This window comes from Streptomyces soli (assembly GCF_003999195.1).
Taxonomy (GTDB): domain Bacteria; phylum Actinomycetota; class Actinomycetes; order Streptomycetales; family Streptomycetaceae; genus Actinacidiphila; species Actinacidiphila soli.
The window spans coordinates 1-15966 of sequence record NZ_RJVR01000182.1 but is presented as its reverse complement, the minus strand read 5'-3'; the positions used below and the strand labels follow the sequence as shown (position 1 = coordinate 15966).

General features: G+C 71.9%; 28 protein-coding genes. 1 reads left to right on the top strand and 27 read right to left on the bottom strand.

The window, feature by feature from the left end; genetic code table 11:
• Positions 1 to 238: 238 nt before the first annotated feature.
• The 14 genes from EFK10_RS16780 to EFK10_RS47455 all read right to left on the bottom strand — a co-directional run bounded on the left by EFK10_RS16780 (position 239) and on the right by EFK10_RS47455 (position 7187).
• Positions 239 to 637: a hypothetical protein gene (locus EFK10_RS16780; RefSeq protein ID WP_127356497.1), complete on the bottom strand. Its 399-nt coding sequence runs from the start codon at positions 635 to 637 to the stop codon at positions 239 to 241.
• Between the two features lie 73 nt (positions 638 to 710).
• Positions 711 to 1199, bottom strand: coding sequence for a hypothetical protein (locus EFK10_RS16775; protein WP_127356496.1), 489 nt, complete (start codon positions 1197 to 1199; stop codon positions 711 to 713).
• Between the two features lie 74 nt (positions 1200 to 1273).
• Positions 1274 to 1852, bottom strand: coding sequence for a hypothetical protein (locus tag EFK10_RS16770; protein ID WP_127356495.1), 579 nt, complete (start codon positions 1850 to 1852; stop codon positions 1274 to 1276).
• A gap of 85 nt (positions 1853 to 1937) precedes the next feature.
• On the bottom strand, positions 1938 to 2252 hold the full coding sequence (locus tag EFK10_RS16765; protein WP_127356494.1) for a hypothetical protein: 315 nt from the start codon (positions 2250 to 2252) through the stop codon (positions 1938 to 1940).
• 135 nt (positions 2253 to 2387) lie between these two features.
• The gene (locus EFK10_RS16760; RefSeq protein ID WP_127356493.1) at positions 2388 to 3470 is read right to left on the bottom strand and encodes a PP2C family protein-serine/threonine phosphatase; all 1083 of its coding nucleotides are present in this window, start codon (positions 3468 to 3470) and stop codon (positions 2388 to 2390) included.
• A gap of 89 nt (positions 3471 to 3559) precedes the next feature.
• Positions 3560 to 4018, bottom strand: a complete 459-nt coding sequence (locus tag EFK10_RS16755; protein ID WP_127356492.1) for a hypothetical protein — start codon at positions 4016 to 4018, stop codon at positions 3560 to 3562.
• Between the two features lie 68 nt (positions 4019 to 4086).
• Positions 4087 to 4479 (bottom strand): hypothetical protein, encoded by a 393-nt coding sequence (locus EFK10_RS16750; protein ID WP_127356491.1) that lies wholly within the window; start codon positions 4477 to 4479, stop codon positions 4087 to 4089.
• Positions 4480 to 4559: 80 nt separating this feature from the next.
• Complete coding sequence (locus EFK10_RS16745; RefSeq protein ID WP_127356490.1) at positions 4560 to 4835, bottom strand: hypothetical protein; 276 nt, start codon at positions 4833 to 4835, stop codon at positions 4560 to 4562.
• Positions 4836 to 4894: 59 nt separating this feature from the next.
• Positions 4895 to 5269 carry a hypothetical protein gene (locus EFK10_RS16740; protein ID WP_127356489.1) on the bottom strand — a complete coding sequence of 125 codons (375 nt, stop codon included), beginning with the start codon at positions 5267 to 5269 and terminating at the stop codon, positions 4895 to 4897.
• 90 nt (positions 5270 to 5359) lie between these two features.
• Entirely contained in the window at positions 5360 to 5605 is a 246-nt protein-coding gene (locus EFK10_RS16735) for a hypothetical protein (protein ID WP_127356488.1), read from the bottom strand.
• 58 nt (positions 5606 to 5663) lie between these two features.
• Complete coding sequence (locus EFK10_RS16730; protein ID WP_127356487.1) at positions 5664 to 5858, bottom strand: hypothetical protein; 195 nt, start codon at positions 5856 to 5858, stop codon at positions 5664 to 5666.
• Positions 5859 to 5878: 20 nt separating this feature from the next.
• Positions 5879 to 6595: a hypothetical protein gene (locus EFK10_RS16725; RefSeq protein WP_206305475.1), complete on the bottom strand. Its 717-nt coding sequence runs from the start codon at positions 6593 to 6595 to the stop codon at positions 5879 to 5881.
• Positions 6592 to 7047 carry a hypothetical protein gene (locus EFK10_RS16720; protein ID WP_127356486.1) on the bottom strand — a complete coding sequence of 152 codons (456 nt, stop codon included), beginning with the start codon at positions 7045 to 7047 and terminating at the stop codon, positions 6592 to 6594. Before EFK10_RS16720 ends, EFK10_RS16725 begins: the two co-directional genes overlap by 4 nt.
• A 2-nt stretch (positions 7048 to 7049) precedes the next feature.
• The gene (locus EFK10_RS47455) at positions 7050 to 7187 is read right to left on the bottom strand and encodes a hypothetical protein (protein WP_164836023.1); all 138 of its coding nucleotides are present in this window, start codon (positions 7185 to 7187) and stop codon (positions 7050 to 7052) included.
• 125 nt (positions 7188 to 7312) lie between these two features.
• Between EFK10_RS47455 and EFK10_RS16715 the strand changes: the two genes are divergently transcribed.
• Positions 7313 to 7813 carry a nucleotidyltransferase domain-containing protein gene (locus EFK10_RS16715; RefSeq protein WP_240677262.1) on the top strand — a complete coding sequence of 167 codons (501 nt, stop codon included), beginning with the start codon at positions 7313 to 7315 and terminating at the stop codon, positions 7811 to 7813.
• Between the two features lie 135 nt (positions 7814 to 7948).
• Here the strand turns inward: EFK10_RS16715 and EFK10_RS16710 are convergent, their stop codons facing one another.
• The 13 genes from EFK10_RS16710 to EFK10_RS16655 all read right to left on the bottom strand — a co-directional run bounded on the left by EFK10_RS16710 (position 7949) and on the right by EFK10_RS16655 (position 15828).
• Entirely contained in the window at positions 7949 to 8413 is a 465-nt protein-coding gene (locus EFK10_RS16710; protein ID WP_127356484.1) for a hypothetical protein, read from the bottom strand.
• Between the two features lie 98 nt (positions 8414 to 8511).
• Positions 8512 to 8907, bottom strand: a complete 396-nt coding sequence (locus EFK10_RS16705; protein ID WP_127356483.1) for a hypothetical protein — start codon at positions 8905 to 8907, stop codon at positions 8512 to 8514.
• Positions 8908 to 8926: 19 nt separating this feature from the next.
• Positions 8927 to 9112 carry a hypothetical protein gene (locus EFK10_RS16700; protein ID WP_127356482.1) on the bottom strand — a complete coding sequence of 62 codons (186 nt, stop codon included), beginning with the start codon at positions 9110 to 9112 and terminating at the stop codon, positions 8927 to 8929.
• A complete protein-coding gene (locus tag EFK10_RS16695; RefSeq protein WP_127356481.1) occupies positions 9109 to 9453 on the bottom strand; it encodes a hypothetical protein in 345 nt (114 codons plus the stop codon). Before EFK10_RS16695 ends, EFK10_RS16700 begins: the two co-directional genes overlap by 4 nt.
• Before the next feature lie 60 nt (positions 9454 to 9513).
• Positions 9514 to 9954, bottom strand: a complete 441-nt coding sequence (locus tag EFK10_RS16690; RefSeq protein ID WP_127356480.1) for a hypothetical protein — start codon at positions 9952 to 9954, stop codon at positions 9514 to 9516.
• Positions 9951 to 10415, bottom strand: coding sequence for a hypothetical protein (locus EFK10_RS47450; protein WP_164836022.1), 465 nt, complete (start codon positions 10413 to 10415; stop codon positions 9951 to 9953). The genes EFK10_RS16690 and EFK10_RS47450 overlap by 4 nt, the downstream gene beginning before the upstream one ends.
• Positions 10416 to 10491: 76 nt before the next feature.
• Positions 10492 to 11985: a DNA cytosine methyltransferase gene (locus EFK10_RS16680; protein WP_127356479.1), complete on the bottom strand. Its 1494-nt coding sequence runs from the start codon at positions 11983 to 11985 to the stop codon at positions 10492 to 10494.
• Positions 11986 to 12042: 57 nt separating this feature from the next.
• Positions 12043 to 12246: a hypothetical protein gene (locus EFK10_RS16675; protein ID WP_127356478.1), complete on the bottom strand. Its 204-nt coding sequence runs from the start codon at positions 12244 to 12246 to the stop codon at positions 12043 to 12045.
• Between the two features lie 72 nt (positions 12247 to 12318).
• Positions 12319 to 12975, bottom strand: coding sequence for a hypothetical protein (locus EFK10_RS16670; RefSeq protein ID WP_127356477.1), 657 nt, complete (start codon positions 12973 to 12975; stop codon positions 12319 to 12321).
• A 109-nt stretch (positions 12976 to 13084) separates the two neighbouring features.
• Entirely contained in the window at positions 13085 to 13408 is a 324-nt protein-coding gene (locus EFK10_RS16665; RefSeq protein ID WP_127356476.1) for a hypothetical protein, read from the bottom strand.
• Positions 13409 to 13500: 92 nt separating this feature from the next.
• Positions 13501 to 13623: a hypothetical protein gene (locus tag EFK10_RS52095; RefSeq protein WP_265737520.1), complete on the bottom strand. Its 123-nt coding sequence runs from the start codon at positions 13621 to 13623 to the stop codon at positions 13501 to 13503.
• A gap of 81 nt (positions 13624 to 13704) precedes the next feature.
• Positions 13705 to 14625 (bottom strand): hypothetical protein, encoded by a 921-nt coding sequence (locus tag EFK10_RS16660; protein WP_127356475.1) that lies wholly within the window; start codon positions 14623 to 14625, stop codon positions 13705 to 13707.
• A 69-nt stretch (positions 14626 to 14694) separates the two neighbouring features.
• Positions 14695 to 15828: a PD-(D/E)XK nuclease family protein gene (locus EFK10_RS16655; protein ID WP_127356474.1), complete on the bottom strand. Its 1134-nt coding sequence runs from the start codon at positions 15826 to 15828 to the stop codon at positions 14695 to 14697.
• Positions 15829 to 15966: the final 138 nt, after the last annotated feature.

The following is a 15966-nucleotide window of genomic DNA, read 5'->3' as shown; positions in this document are numbered from 1 at the left end:
GCCGCCACGACCGGGCGCGGCGCCGGCGCCGGTGCCGGTGCCGGTCGGGGTGCGGGTACGGCGGCCGGGCGGGGCGGGGTGGGGCGGGCGGTGAAGGTCGCCGGGATCTCCTCGGCGGTGGCGAACAGGTCGAGCTGGTCCATCGGTTGCTCCTTCGGGGTGTGGGCATGACGGCGCCCCGCCACCCGGGCCGGGATCGGCCGGGGCGGTGGGGCGCTGCAGGAGAGGTGGCGCGGGGTCAGGCGGACCAGGCCCAGGGGGCGCTGCGGAGCAGGTCCCAGCCGGTGCCGTCTTCGTTGGGGATGTGGACGTCGATGCGGTCGGGGTGCATCACGTACGCGTACTGCAGGCCTTTGCCGGTGCTCTCGTGGGTGAGCTGGCCCATGTCGATGCGGTCGCCGACCTGGTCGCCGTGGCAGAAGCACTCGCCGGCGTCGGTGTTGGGCAGGGTGACCCAGCCGTTGGGGTGCTCGTCCAGCAGGACGCGGGCCGCTGCCTCGAGGTCGCCGCGGTGGACGTCGAGGACCAGGAAGCGAAGGGCCCACACGCGGGCGCGGGGTTCGCCGTCGAAGTGGACGTAGCGTCCGGTGAAGCCGCCGCCTTCGGTGGGGCGGGCGATGAGGGAGCGGGTGGCCATGGATTGCTCCGGGTACGGGAGGGGCCGGGCCCCGCGGGTGCGGGGCCCGGCCCAGGGGTGGGTTGGTGCGGGGTCAGACGGTGGTGTCGGCGGCGGGGGCCACGGTGTCGGGGCTGGCCTCGCCGGCGGCGGTTTCCGGGCGCGGGAGGCCGCAGCCCTGGCAGTTGGCCTCGTGCCAGACCGCTCCGGAGCCGCAGGCGCACGACCAGGTCGCGTAGTGCCAGGTCCACTCCCAGCCGCCGATGGCGTACAGGCCCTCGGCGGGCTGGATGATCGAGGTGGCCGACTTGCCGCCTTCGTCGAACCACTGCCAGCGGATGTGCAGGACGACCACTCGGGGCTCGTGCTCGCTGTCGGTGCCGCCGTCGATGACGTGGATGGTGTCGACGCAGTCGTTGCCGTACTCGTCGGCCATCTCCTGCGTGCGGGCGGCGAGCTTGCGGACGGTGTCGAGGGTGAAGCGCGGGGACAGCCAGCCGTTCCACCGGTTCGCGGGGTCGAGCTTGGCGTCATAGGGGCCGAGCGTGTCGTCGATGCAGACCCTGGTTTCGATCTCGGGCACGGTGTTCCTCCGGGTGTGGAAGGGGCCGGGCCCCGCGGGTGCGGGGCCCGGCCCAGGGGTGGGATGGGGCGGGGTCAGACGGTGGTGGCGGCGGCGCGCAGTGCGGTGATGAGGACGGCCACGGCCTCCTCGTTGCGGCCTGCGGCCACCAGCGCGGCGTGCTGGTAGAGGGTCGCCGCGGCGTCGACGGTGAGGTGGTCGACGTACTGCTCGAACGTCAGGTGGTGTTCGCGTATGGGCCGGTGCTGGTATCCGGCGCGCAGCGCGGTCATGACGATGCCGTCGGCGCGCAGGGTGGCGTCCGGGGTCAGGGCGACCGTCTGGGAGGCGTGGGCGAGGGCCTGGCGGCCGCCGGGGGCGGTGCAGGTGCGCGGGGCGGTGCGGCGCTGGGTGCGGTCGGCGCGCAGGCGGGCGCAGACGGTGCGGATGCGGTCGACGTCGCGCAGGTCCCGGGCGGTGCGCCGGGCCTGGCCGGCGTTGGTGGCCTCGACGTCGATGGAGGACAGGCACTCGACGTACAGCTCGGTGCGCAGCTCGTCGTAGGCGTCGGGGACTTGGGGGGCGAGGTGTACGGCGATGATGCGCATCGCGTACGTGTCGTCGTGGAAGACGACGATCCAGCGGCGGGGCGGCCGCTTGAGGGTGACGGGCATGCTGGACTCCAAGAGGTGTTCGGTTGAGTGGTGTGGCACATGTGAGGGCCGGGCGGCGGGATGGCCCGCCGCCCGGCCGGGGGGGTCAGGCGTCGAGTTCGGCGACGAACCTGCGGATGCGGACGGCCACGTCGGCGACGCCGCCGGCGGTGAACGCGGCGTCGAGGACCTGCGGGTAGCAGCAGTGGCAGACCAGCTGCGTGAACTGGGCCTCGGTGAGGCCGAGCTGGTCGGCGGGGCGGATGCGCCAGGCGATGTTGATGGCCTGGTTGACGCGCTGGAGGGCCTCGCGGACCTGGCCGCCCGAGACGTTGTGGCGTTCGACGGCTTCGATGATCAGCCCCGACTGGTGCGGGGGCAGGGGCATGGGGGGAAGGGGCATGAGGGTCGAGGTGGTCACGTTGCTCTCCAAGGGGTCGAAGGGGTGAGGGGGGGCCAGCCGCCCCCTCCTCATTCTCTTATTGTACCAGATTGGGGGTATGTGTCCGCATGCGGGGGAAAATCTTTGGTTCTGGGCGGACTTTTTTCGGGCGCCCTAGCGCGGGAACTTGACGACGAGCGCGGTCGCGTTGTCGCAGGTCGCCTCACGCATACGCCCCTGCGCCAGGGCCTCGGCGACCAGCGAGGCCGCGCTGTCCTTGGCGTCCAGGGCCAGCAGCGCGGCCTCCTCCAGCAGGCCCGGCTCGTGCGTCTCCAGCGGGTGGTACACACCGTCGGAGCACAGGACGAGCTGCGCGACCACATCGATGTCCACCTCCGCGCTGCCGATGACGCCGTCCTCCAGGTTCGCCGTCACCGAGTTGTGGTCCCACGCCTTGGGCTCACGGCCGGCGTCCAGCAGTTCCTGCGCCCAGTTGTGGTCCTTCGTCAGCGGCTCGATGGTGCCGATGTGCGAGAGCCGGTAGGCGCGGGCGTCACCGGACCAGGCCAGGCGCAGCAGCGGGTCGGCGGGGTCATACACGGCCACGACCGCGACCGCGCCCGGGTCCAAGTAGAACCAGCGCCGCCCCCGCAGTCCGGCGAGGATCTTGGCGCGGACCTGGCGGATCGCCTCGGCCGGGTCGCCGAGGCAGGCGGCCCTGCGGGCCAGGGCGGGCGCCCAGGTCCGCACGTGGTCCTGCACCTCCACCTCGTCGCCGATGCCGTCCAGGACGACGAACGCCCAGCGGCCGCTGTCGGGGAAGCGGTGTGCCGCGTGCGCGTCGCACTGCAGGTCGCGGGTGCCGATGTGCTGGGCTGCGGACACCTGCGGGCGGCGGCGGACGGCCGCCGAGTGCCGCAGGCGTGCCCAGTATTGGACGCGCTCGAAGCTGTGGTGCGGGAGCGGCTGCAGCAGGCCGTCGCGGCGCTTCGGGCCGGTGATGATGGCGGGGCCGCGCAGGTCCGGGGCGGACCCGCCGGCGAGGTCGCGCCAGGCGGCGCGCACGATCTCGTTGCGGGTGCGCTCGTAGGCGGGGGTGGCGGTGTGGACGGTCATGTGGCGGCCGAGCCGCCAGGCGGTGACCGGGCCTTCCAGCTCGTCGGCGATGTCGCACTGCTGACGCTTGGGCTCGCCGTGCAGGTAGAAGGGCTCGGTGTGGCCGGAGGGTTGGACGTACAGGGCCGGGGTGGTGTTCACGGTGGTTGTCCTTTCGGGTGTCAGTGACAAGGCGCCCTGCCCTCAGCGAGTGAGGACGGGGCGCCTTGGTGGATGGAAGGTGAGGGGGGTCAGCGGGTCCAGCGGCGGACGAAGTGGGTGTAGCGGGCGGTGTAGGGAACGGCCGCGTCCTGGTGGTGGTCGGTGACGTGCCGGCGGGCGGCCTCGCGGGCCTCGTCCCTGGTCGGCCGCATACCGGACCGTGTGCAGTCGCGGCTCACGTACTGGGCCGAGGCGCAGAAGCCCCACAGCGTGTGCACCTGGCAGCGCCACAGCCAGCCCCGGCCGTACCGGGCCGGGGGCTTGCCCACGAGCGCGACAGGCCCGAGCGCACCCTCGGCGAAGAGCAGGCTGTCCGTCAGGTCGCCCCGCAGCCGGTCGCATTCGAGGACCGTCGGGGCGATGTCCCGCCAGCTCAGGGACAACGCCGGCCACTGCTCGGGCGGCAGGGGCTCGGTCAGGGTGAACGTCTTCGGGTCGGGCAGTCCGGGCCGGTCGGCCGGGAGCAACGTGTCGATGGTGCGTTTCATGTGGTCCTCTCGGGCGTGGGCGGGCGGCCGGGCCCGTGGTGGGCCCGGCCGCCGCGCGGTCGGATGCGTCAGGAAGTGGCCGCGGTGTAGCGGGGCTTGAGGGCGTTGACGATCTGCGGCAGGACCTCGCGCACCGGCTTGGGCACGTCGGTGTGCTGCAGCGCGTGGTTCAGGGCGCCGAGGAGGACGACATCCCCGACCAGGGGATACCGCAGCTGCTGCAGGCGGACGGCGGCGACCATCGACGTGGCGAACAGGTTCGGCTGCTTCTCCCGGGCGAAGCCGTCGGAGTCCACGGCCACCGACAGGCGGTGGGAGCCGTCGGGGCGGCCGTAGTGGGCGATCTCGACCCAGCCGTCGACGACCAGGCGCAGGGCCGCCGACAGGCCGTCGCCGGCGGGCACTTCGAGGTCGGTGATGCGGCCGTCGACGTCGAGGCGGATGGCGCGGATGGTGCTCATGGTTGCTCCCTGGGGTTGATGGTGCGGAGGGTGGAGCGGCCCGGCCGCCCACCTGGCGGGGTGGGCGGCCGGGCCGGGGGTCAGAACCAGATCGACATGAACGCGTCGAGCTGCTGCAGGGCGTGTGAGGTCTCGTGAGCGCGGGTGTGGATGAAGCTGGCCGCGTCGATCGGGCCGTGCTCGGGGTCGATGACCATGAGCGCGGTCCGCACCTCGTCCGCCGCCGCCGGCGTGCAGGTGATCTTCAAGACACGGGGGTCGTCGCCGAAGCGGGCGTAGACGTTGTCGCCGACGGTGGCGACGAGCTCGGCGCGCTCGCCGAGGTTGGCGGCGAACATGGCCAGGACGGTGTTCACGGTTCTCCCGGTGGGTGAAAAGGGCCGGGGGCCGCCGGTGTGGCGGCCCCCGGGGGCGGTCAGCGGTTGCGGATTTCCAGGTCGAGTTCGGTGAGCATCAAGCGCGCGATGCGCAGCTCGTGGCAGCTGGCGAACTCGTCGTTCGCGGCACGGGCCGCCATCTCCACCAGGAGCTTGAGCAGCGTCTCGGGCATGCGGCCGAGCCAGGTCTGGAAGACCTCGCCGTAGGAGCTGGCCCGCCAAGTGGCTTGAATGGTCGTGCCGATCGAGGCCGCGGCCTGCTCGGCGCCCCACACGTCGAGGGCGAACCGCTCGACGAGCAGGGCCTGCAGGTGCGGGCCGTCGAGGACGTCGGCGAGGCGGCTGGTGACGCTGCCGGTGTTGCCGAGCGTGTACGGGCCGGCGAGCCGGTCGGTCGGGTCGGTGATGAGCAAGGCTTCCTCCAAGAGTGTTTGAGAGTTGTGGCATACCTTGGGCCTGGGGGGCGGACTTCCCGCCCCCCAGGCCCTGCGGCATCCGGCCGGCTAGGCCGTCTGCCTTATGGCCACCTCACCCATCGGGTTCAGGGTGACGAACCCCCTGCGGTAGTCGCGCACGAAGTCGTTGAACTCCTGGTCGGCCATCTCCCGGCCTTCCTTCTCCTTGAACTTCTCCAGGTGAAGGACGGCCCGGCGGTCAATCTCTTCTTCGCCGAGCTCGTTGAACCTCACCAAGGCGGCGGCGCGTGCGCTGTGGTCCATCTGCACGATGACTCTCTCTTTCGTTGTCACGATCGAACGGTGTGGCACATTCGCCGGACGGCGGCAACGCCGCCGCCCGGCGAATGGATCAGGAGGCCGAAGGAACGTCGACGGTGACGACACCGTCGACCGTCAGCGTCGTGACGCTCAGCAACGCACCGAAGGCCCAGACCTCCGTAACGGTCACGCCGGTCTCGTGCGTGTGCTTGACCACCATCTTCCAGCCGCCACCGAAGGTGGAAGCGGTCTCGATGATCGGCTGCTCGCTCGTGTTCTTCGCCACGATGACTCTCTCTTTTGTTATCAACGGCGCGGGGGGCTCTTCCCCTCGGCCACTTCTCTTATTATAGCAAACGTCGGCCTGGGGTCAACAATTTTTTTCGCATCACCGCAGGTCAGCGGGCTACTGCTCGGCTCCGGCTCCGGCTCCTGCTCGGGCCACGGCACCGCTTCCAGCGCCCGGCTGTGCGTGTCCTCCACCGCCGCGAGCGGCCACCCCGCCCAGTGCAGGCCCATCGCGGCGAGGATGAACGCGTCGGCCCGGTCGTACTTGCCCGGCCCCAGACAGTCCAGGCCGTACCGCTCCGCGACCGCGTCGCGGACCATGCCCTTGGCGATGCGCGCCCGCTTCTCCCGCGGGTGGTCCTGCGCCGGGTTCGCGCAGCCGGTGGCGTAGATCGTGCGGCCGTGCGGGGTCACCACCGCGTACGGGATGCCGTGCTCCCACAGGTCCTGCGTGAGGATCCACCACAGGCCCGCCAGCTCGTGGTGCCCGGCCTGCCCACCCTGCCCGTACGCCGCGCCCTCGATGACGACCAGGTCGGCCGCGCGGGTGCGCTCCCGGACCTCCTGGCGCAGCCACTGCAGCCGCTCGTGGCCGCGCCCCTTGGGCCGCAGCGCATCGGCCCAGCCGTCACCGGCGATGCCCGTGCACGACAGCGACGGGTCCACGCCGATCACCAGCGGAGACCGCCCGTCCGGGGACAGCCACGCGCCGGGCGCGGCGGCAAGGTCGCTCACGAGCGTCGCCCCTGGGCGCACACGGCCTTGGCAGTAGCCACAGCCATTTGGAACAGGGCCAGCAGCCCGTCGACCAGCTCGGCACCCTCCGACGCCTCGGCCTTGTTCACCAGCGCGCCGAACAGGGCCATCGCCGCGTCCTGGTCGCGGTTCGCCCACGCCGTCGTGAACTGGGCGGCGAACTGGATCTCGGGCGGCAACTCCTCGATCCCGACCGGCTCCCCCGTGACGACGTTGTCGACGGTCGTCCCGAAGAACGTGCCGGGCTGCTGCTCGCGGCGGGCGATGAAGGAGGCGGTCTCGGCGAGCGCCGCCGCCAGCCCGTACGCGGTCCGCCGGCCGTCCGCGATCAGCGGCACGAGCAGTTCGGCGCCGCCTCGGGCGTCGCCGGCCACCGCCCGGGCCAGGGCATCGCCAGTGATCTGGACCGCCTGTGCATGAGGCATCGTCATTACTAGTCCTCTCGCGGCCACGTGAACTCGCCGCAGTCGTGGTCGTCGTCGTGGCCGGGGTCGAGGATGCAGAACACCTCATGGCCGACGCTGTTGTGGTTCATCTCGTCGCAGACCGGGCCGCTCGCAGGGGTGCTCATGCGGCCAGGGCCATGCGCAGCGCCAAGCCGTCGGCGCGCAGCGGCGGCGGGCCAGTGGTGTCAGTCCGTGCTTGCGTGAAACTGGATGGTGTGGAGCTGATGGGGTCTGCGAGAGTGCGCCCGTGATGCGTGAACTCGATGTGGTCGAGATCCTGGATCTGCTGGAGAGCATGGGGGCGAGCGCCTGGGTGGACGGCGGCTGGGGCGTCGACGCGCTGCTCGGCGAGGCGACGCGAGAGCATTCGGACCTCGACCTCGTCGTGCTCCTTGACCAGGTGCCCCTGGTTTGGGCGACCTTGGGCCAGGCTGGCTTCACCAACGTGTTGCGGGACTGGTTGCCTACGGCACTCGCGGTCGCGGATGACGCTTGCCGAGAGATCGACCTGCACCCGATCACTCCGACCGCCGACGGCGGAGGCCACCAACTGCTGGCAGCAGGAGCGCAGTTCTACTACCCGGCACCGGTGATGGGGAGAATCGGCGGGCGTGAGGTCCGGTGTGTTGATGCGGCGACCCAGATGCTGTGCCACGTCGGCTATGAGCCGACCGCCAAGGACCGGCAAGACGTGGTTCGACTGCATGAGCGCACCGGGGTGGCGCTCCCGGAGGAGTACCGAGGGCTGTAGTCCGGGAGCTGAGCGGGGCCGCGTGGGGTTGGCGGCTCGGTCGAACAGGGCTGTCTGCATGGTGCGTTCCTTCTCTCGGGAGGAGCGGCGCCCGCGGGGGTGGTGGCCACCGCGGGCGCGGCTCTCGGGTGTGGATCAGTACGGATGGGTGGTCGGCGTCTCGTCGCGGGCGGCCAGTTCCTCCAGTGCGACCTGCGTCAGGCGGGCGACGACGCCGACCAGCGCGGTGACGGAGTGGCTGTAGTCCTCGCCGCCGGCGCGGGCGGCCGTCACGTACAGGGCCTCGCAGGTCGGCATGTCGTCGTTGGCGAAGGCGGTGACGAACCGCAGGGCGAAGGTGTGCGCGGGGTGGCGGGGGCCGTCGGCCGGGTCGGGTGCGACCAGCGCCCACAGCCCTTCGGGGGCCGGGTGCCCGTACAGGCGGACCAGGGTCTGCCGTGCGGCCTCGGCCAGGGCGCAGCACACGCCGTACATCTCCTGGCCGTCGCTGGCCTGCGCGATCTCGGCCATCAGCTGCATGGCGTCGTCGTGGTCGCCCGCGACGGCGTGGCGCAGGACGTCTATGACGAGCTGGGCGCGGCGGGTGGTGTCCATGTCCATAGGGGCTCTGCTCCTTGACGTGGTGTGCGTGGAATGGGCCGCGCCCGCGGGGGTGGTGGGCACCGCGGGTCGCGGCCCGGCTTGAGGGGGGGGTGTGGTCAGGGTGCGAGGAGGGCGAGGCTGTCGGCCCATGCGCGGCCGCCGGCTGCCCACGCCACGGCGTGCAGGGCCAGGCGCTTGTTGGTCTCGTCCAGCGAGTCCAGGTCGGCCAGGGACAGGGCGTGGCGGCCGGTCAGGACGCAGGCCAGGCGCAGGACCTGCCACTCCGAGAGGGTTCCGACCATGGCGCTGTCGCGGGGGTACAGGCACGCGGAGGTGACCTGTCTCCAGGCGATGCGGGAGGAGCCGTCGGCGTCGGCGTCGACCAGCTGGGTGCGCTGCAGCTCGGCCAGCCAGTGGCCGTGCTCGGCGAGCAGCCACACGGCGGCTTCTTCCTGCCACGATCCGGCGGCGCGCTCTCCGAGGCGGGCGCTGAGGGCGTTGATCTGGTTCACGCGGGTCTCCGGGGGGTCGTCAGCGGGTGGTGCGGGGCTTGGGGAGGTGGCCGACGTGCCAGCCGCCGCAGGCGCGGCGGCGGCACGGGTAGACGGCCAGGCGTACGGCGCCTCGGGCGAGCAGCCGCGCACGGTGCTCTACGGCCTCGTCGCGGCTGTCGTGGCGGCGTTTGCCGGTGCAGGCACGGTTCTTGGTGCGGATCACTTCGGGCCGCCGGTGTCGCCTGTGGCGGTCACGCAGGTGACCTCGACGGGGGTGTGGCCGACGCGGCCGATCGCGTGGCGGCTGATCTCGCCGAGCCGGCTGGTCTGCCGGGGCGCGCCCACGCTGGCCGCGCCGATGGCGTCGGCCCACTGCTCGAACAGGCCCGGCGCCGGGTGGTACAGGAACACCCGCAGGCCCACGCCGGTCTCGCCGTCGTCGGCGTCGACGTGGTCGATCTCGATGCTGTCGGCGGTCAGGGCGGGGTGGGAGGCGGCAAGGACGGCTCCGGCGATCATCGGCTGCAGGGCCTGGCGCAGCGGGCGGGCGGTGCGTTGGGGCATGGTCGTGTCTCCGGGGGGTCGGCCCCGCCCAGGGGTTGGGGGCGGGGCGGCGGGATGCGGTCAGGCGACGGACGGGATGTCGAGCTGCATCTGTGTGGGCTGCTTGGCCCTCTCCTTCCTGCGGCGAGCGGCGACCTGGCGGGCCACCTGGCGGCAGGAGGTGCAGGGGCGTTCGCCGTAGCGGTTGTGGTCCCTGGCTCCGGCCTCGGTGCCGCAGGTGGCGCGCAGCTTCGGCTCGGCCAGCTCGTCGTCGCTGACGTCGTCGAGGGCGTCGATGACGAGGCCGTTGCACCACACGCGGCCGCCGGCGACGCCGTCGAACATGGCCTGGGCGGGCTTGACGACGGCGATGCACTCAGCGCGGAACGGGCACGGCTTGCAGTAGCCCAACCGGGACCCGCACAGGCGCTTGAGGTCCCCTGCGGTCTCCCAGGCGTCCTCGCTGGGGGTGAAGCCGTCCAGGCCGTCGCAGGGTGCGCGAGAGAGCCACGAGGCGGTCACAGCTCCTCCTGGGGGTCGTAGGCGGCGGCGGGGGTGATGGCGGTGACCGTGTAGCCGCTGGGCTCGGCCGCGACGTGGAGTTCCAGGCGGTCGCCGTCCTCGTCCTCGTCCTCGTACGCGTCGCTCGCCCAGCGCAGGTCGCCGGTCAGGCCCTGGATGGTGCGGGCGTCGTCCTCGCAGTGCTCCTGCGCGGCCTCGCGGCCGGTGTAGTAGCCGAGCGGGATAGCGGAACGGGACGCGAGCCACACCGGGCCGTCGGCGGCCGGGGCGGGGGTGGCGAGGGCGGCGTGGGCGTGGGCCATCGCGGTCAGTAGTCCGGCGACGCGCAGGGCCCGGTCGACGGGCTCCTCGCCGAAGGCGATCTGGTTGGGCCGGGGCCTGGAGGTGAGGCCGTCGCGGTAGGTGGTTTCGGCTTCGCGCAGCAGCCGGGCGGCTTCCGCGCGGTGATCAGTGGTGGTCACAAGGGGCTCCAAGGGGTCTTCGGGCGGTGAATGGGGGCGGCGGGCCAGGCCGGTTGGGCCTGGCCCGCCAGGGGGGCTACAGGGCGGCCTTGATGCGCTCGCCGATGTGCCGGGCGACGTTCACCGACACGGCGTTTCCGGCCTGCATGGTCTGCTCGGCCAACGTGCCGAGCACGATGTAGCGGCGGGGGAACCGCTGGGCTTCGAGCTGCTCGCGGGGCTTGAGCATCCGGAAGAAGCAGTCCTCCACCGCCGGCGCGGAGCGCAGCAGAGCGGCCGAGTCGCGCGTCGACAGGGTGTGCACCGGTTCGGCGGCGGTCTTGACGGCGGCCTTGCGGTAGGGGATGACCAGGGCGTTGCGCAGCTGGGCGGGGACGGGCCCGCCGGGGATGATCAGGCCGTGGTGGTTGCCCTGGGCGGTGACGCCGGTGATCGGCTCGGTGGCCGGGGTGGGGGCGGCGTGGTTGCGGTAGGTGATGACGAACGGGTCCGGATCGGCGGTGAGCAGGGCTTCGCTCTCGCGGGTCAGGCGGGTCCGCATCGGGTCGAGGATGTCGGCGGGCGTGGTGTTCCAGGAGCCGCCGGTCGGCACGAGCAGGGCGTCGCCCTGCTTGATGGTGCGGGTCGGCAGCGGCCGGTCGCCGACGGCGAACGCGCGGTCGGTGCCGCCGACTCCGTGGGTGAGGGTGATCGAGTGGGGCCGGTGGGGGAACTTGACCAGCCCGGCGCGGATGCGGTCCATGGTGGTGTCGGCCAGCGGCTTCTTGCGGTCGCCGATGCGCCCGCCGAGGTCGTCCCAGTTGATGATGGAGGCGGCGGGGCGGACGTAGGGCTCGACGATCGCGTGGGCGCAGCGCCGGTTGGGGCAGCGGTAGTCGTAGTCCTGGCCGTACTTGCCGATGCGGTTGCGCGGGGTGTGCCACGCCTGCTTGGCGCGCACATCGGTGCCGCAGTCGAAGCAGTGGGCCAGCGGGCGCGGCGACAGGTCCGGCTTGGGCAGGCCCTTGCGGTTGAAGCAGAGGTAGATGCGGTCGCGCCACTGCGGGGCGCGCAGGTTGGTTTCGTCGCCGACGTGCGCCGAGGACACGCACATGATCTGGTGCTCGTAGCCCAGCTCTTGCATGGCCTTGAGCCAGGTCTTGAACAGCTTCCACAAGGTGAACTCGACGACGTTCTCGACCACCACGTAGGGGAACCGCTTGGCCTCGGTGGCGCGCACGACGCACCAGGCGGTGGCGCGGGTCCGCTCGAAGGCGTCCTTGGTCAGCTCCTCGAAGCCTTCGGTGTCGGCGAGCAGGTCCAACTGGTCGGTTTCGGGGCGGCGCCCGCCCGCCGGGCTGACCTCGGTGCAGATGATCGAAGCCCACAAAAGGGTCGTACGGGGCAAATACCGCATGGGGTAGCCGGTGACGTCGGCGACCATGTGCTCGATGTCCGGGTGGTTGGAAGAGTGGCTGTCGATGGCCGTCTTCCAGTGATTCATGGCGAGCTTGCCGCGCCATCCGGACTCCACCAGGCCGGTGGAGGAGCCGCCTGCGCCGGCGAGCAGGTCGTTGAAGGTGAGTTCCACGGGTGTTTCTCCAAGGGGTTGCCGCCCCGCGCCGGTTGGCGCGGGGCGGAGGGGCTGTCAGGTGCGGGCGGGGCAGGGGCCGGTGAGGCGGGCCAGGAGCAGCGGCAGGGCCTCCAGGTCGCCGATGTTGCGGGCGTAGGTGACGGCCTCACCCAGCTCGGCGCGCTGGGCGTCGGTGACGGGGTGGTTGATGACGCACCAGCACTGGCGGGCCGGGGCGGGCGCCGCCTTCGGCTCGGCGGCGGGGGTGGTGGTGTCCACGGGCGGTATCTCCAAGAAGTGCGGTCCGGCCCCGCACACAGGGGTGCGGGGCCGGTCCGGTCGGGTGCGCAGTCAGGAGCTGGGGAGGCGGGCGACGAAGACGACCTGCACCACGTCGCGGCTCTCCCAGACCGTCAGGGGCCAGGAGGTGCCGCCCTGCTCGTGGACCATGCGCCAGCCGTCCTGCTCCAGCTGATGGGTCTGGAAGCCGTACTCCTTGACCGCCTCCAGGTGGGCGTCGAAGGGACCGGAGACGATCCGGCCGGCGGCCGCGTGCTGGGAGCCGACGCCGACGAAGCTGACGGCGTAGCGCGGCGGCGTGCGCTCCAGCAGCTCGCGGAGGGACTGTCCGGCGGCCTGGGTGTCCACGTCGGGCAGGGACCTCACGAAGGTCGCGATGGCGGGCAGCAGCTCGGCGGTGTCGGCGCCGTACTGGCTGTGTGCGCCTTCGGCGGTGGAGTCGTACGCCACGCCGCCGACGGTCGGGTTGTCGTGGTGGCCGCGGGTGACGCGCCAGCCGGTGACGTCGGCGAGACGGTCGGGCAGGTCGTGGTCGTCGGCGATGACCAGGTGGCTGCCGTCGGGCAGGTTCACGTACATGACGTTCTGGCCGCCGCAGGTCTCGATGTCGCAGACGAGTCCGGCCGAGCGCAGCGGCGTGGTGACGGCCTCGAACTGCAGCCACAGGGCCTGCCATTCGGGACGGCCGGTGCGGCCGTGGTCAGGCATGGGGGCGAGGTTCAACGTGATCTCCAAGAGGTGAGCGGACGTCACAGTACAGAGTTGTGGCACTTATGGAAACCGGGCGGCGAGATGGCCCGCCGCCCGGCTGGGGGGGTCAGACGGTCTGAGCGGGCTCGCCGGCGGCGGGGTCCGGCACGTCGGCGCGCAGGGGGAAACCGAGATCGCGGGCTATCTGCTCGGCGTGCTCGGCGGCCTCGACGTAGCGGCCCCCCCGGTACTCCTGGGCGGGCTTGGTCAGGCCGTGGAACTCGCCGTGCAGCGCGGTGACGGCGACGGGCCAGGCGCTGACGAGGAAGCCGACGACCCCTTCCCGCTCGATGACCAGGACGTCGCCGTCGCGGATGTCGTCGCGGCACTGGGTGGCGTCGTACGCCTCGGTGGTGTCGTCGAAGCGGTGGACCGTGGGCAGGTGGCTCATGCCGTACTCCAAGAGGTGGAAGTCGAACGATTGAAAGGTGTGGCACACAGTGGACGGGGCGGCGGGATTGCCCGCCGCCCCGGCGGGAGGGGTCAGGCGCCCTCGGCGGCGAGTTCGGCTTCGTGAGCGTCGATCTCGTCGATCTCGGCCAGCTCGGCGGCGGCGCGCTCGGCGTCAGCCGCGTCGTCGTCGTGAATGTCGATCAGGTGGTTCATGATGTCTGCCTTTCGGGCCGGTGGGTGGGGGGCCGCTCCCCCTTCCCTGCTCCTCTTATCTTAGCAAATCCGGGATGGGGGTCAAGATTTTTTTCCGGGGGGGTCGGGGTCACCGACCCCTTCCCGCGCGGCCCTTGCCGCCTGGCGGGCCAGCTCCCGGGCCGACTCCACATCGCCGGGCCGCTCCTCGGCCACCCTCCGCGCTTCCTCGAGGTCGGCCTGCCAGCCGCGCAGCCACTCCTGCGAAGCCTGCCGGTCCGCCTCCGACCGCTCGCGCTCGCGGGCCGCACGCGCGGAGCGCGGATTGGTTCCACAGGCGCGGCAACTGGCAGCCGGAGTCGAGTGCTTGGGGCAGCCGCGCGGCTCCCCTGCGGCGCCAGCCGCGGGGGTAGGGGGGTAAGGAAGGACATAGGAAGAAGAAGGAAAAGAAGGGGTTCCCCCGGGGGAACCCTTGGGGTTCCCCTGCGGGAACCCTTTGGGTTCCCCCGGGGGAACCCTGGGCTGGTCATCGTCAGGGTTCCCCCGGGGGAACCCTGGCCGCTTCACGCCCTCGCCGGCTGCCAGCGACATCACGTCAAGGTTCTCCCGCGCGTCGATGTCCTCGTGTGTCATCGCAGGCTTGGACGGTGCTGCGCGATCGACGCCCGGGCGAGCCAGGCGCGAGTTCTTCGGCGCGGCGTCGGCGGCCTGGAAACGGGCGTCCAGGTCGTCGTTGGACGGGATCGCGGGCACCCCCAGCGGGAAGACCCGGTACACCGCCCGGCGCCCGAGCATGCCGACCTCCACGCGCTCAATCAGGCCCTTGGCGACCAGGTCGGTGACGATGGTCGTGCACCGCTTCTCCCCGACGCCGACCCACGCGCGGACACGCTTCATGCCCGGCTTGGACAGGCGCGTCTCGTCGTCGGCCGAGTCGCATATCTTCATCAGGGCCAGCTTCTGGCTCTGGGTGACCACATCGTCGGGCAGGTACGCGGCGACGAGCATCAGGTGAATGGACAATGGAACGGTTCCCCTTCTGACGGCACGCTGCCGCCCGCCCCGGGCAGGGGGCGGGCGGCAACGGTCCGACTAGGCCTTGTAGGCCCGCACGTTGATGGTCTTGGACGTGACCTTGCCGGTCTTGCGCTCCGGGACGGCCACGCCGGCGGCCTTCAAGTTGGCGACCATGGCCTTCTCGTCGGGCACCATCGGCACCGTCAGGCCCGCCGACTCGTGCAGGTCGACCATGGCCTGCACGTCGCCCGCCCAGACGTCGTTCCCACCGAGCCACACCAGCTCGTTCGCGCCGTACACGCCCGCCGGCGAGAGGTCGACCTTCTTGCGCGCCAGGCCCTTCATGCGCTTGCCCTCGGTCTCCAGCTCGTGGCCGCGCACGTACTCCTCCAGGGCCTTGGTCCGGTCGGCGTCGTCGTGGATGAGCACGGTCTGCACCGCCGCGCCGGGGCTCTTGGGCAGGCCCCAGCAGGCCGTCATGAACGGGCAGTGGTCGCAGATGGCGTCCAGGCCCGGCCCGTCGAAGTCACGGCGCCCCTCCTCGGGCGAGTTCAGCTCCCGCACGCGCTGGACCCACCAGCGGGCGCGGGTGGCCTCGTTCGGGTCGAACGCGAACTCCTCGACGTGCTCTTCGCCGTTGTCGCGGTTGACGAACCGGAAGCGGATCCGCGCCACCTCCAGCGGGCCGAGCTTGGCCAGGTACCGCTGGCCGCGCCGGTCCTCGAAACCGGTCGTGCGCAGCAGATCCGCGTACAGGTACACCTGGCGCAGCTCGGCCGCCGAGGGCCCGTAGCGGCGCACCTTGTCCCACAGGTACGTCGACTTGGTCTTGACGTCCTCCACGGTCACGCCGTGCTCTGCGGGCACCTTGGGCCGGTGCCGGGCCGGGACGCGGGCAGTGGTGGCCTCATCGAGCTGCACGGCGTCGATGTGGCCCCGGATCGTCTCGTCGGCCACCGCCATCTCCACCAGCCAGCCGTACTCGCTGCGCGCGGCACCCAGCAGGCCCTCGTGAATGTAGGTGCCCAAGATCGCGGCCCGCTTCTCGGACCAGTCGGAGGGCGTGGCCCCGAACAGGACGTAGGCGGCGCGGCGCTCGCACACCGTGTCGGACGCGCCGAGCTGCCGCTGCAGGGAGCGCGGCCGTCTCGCGTCGACATCGTGCGCGGCCGCCCACAGGGACGTTGTCTCTACAAGCTGAGCTGTCATCAGTAACTCCAAGGGATTGAGGGCGGGCCGGGCCGTACGCGACCCGGCCCGCCAGGGGGGGTCAGCGCCGGGCGGCGGCGGTGGTCTTGGCGGGCGCGCGCTTGGCGGGCGTGCGCTTGGCGGCGGCCGGCTTGGCGG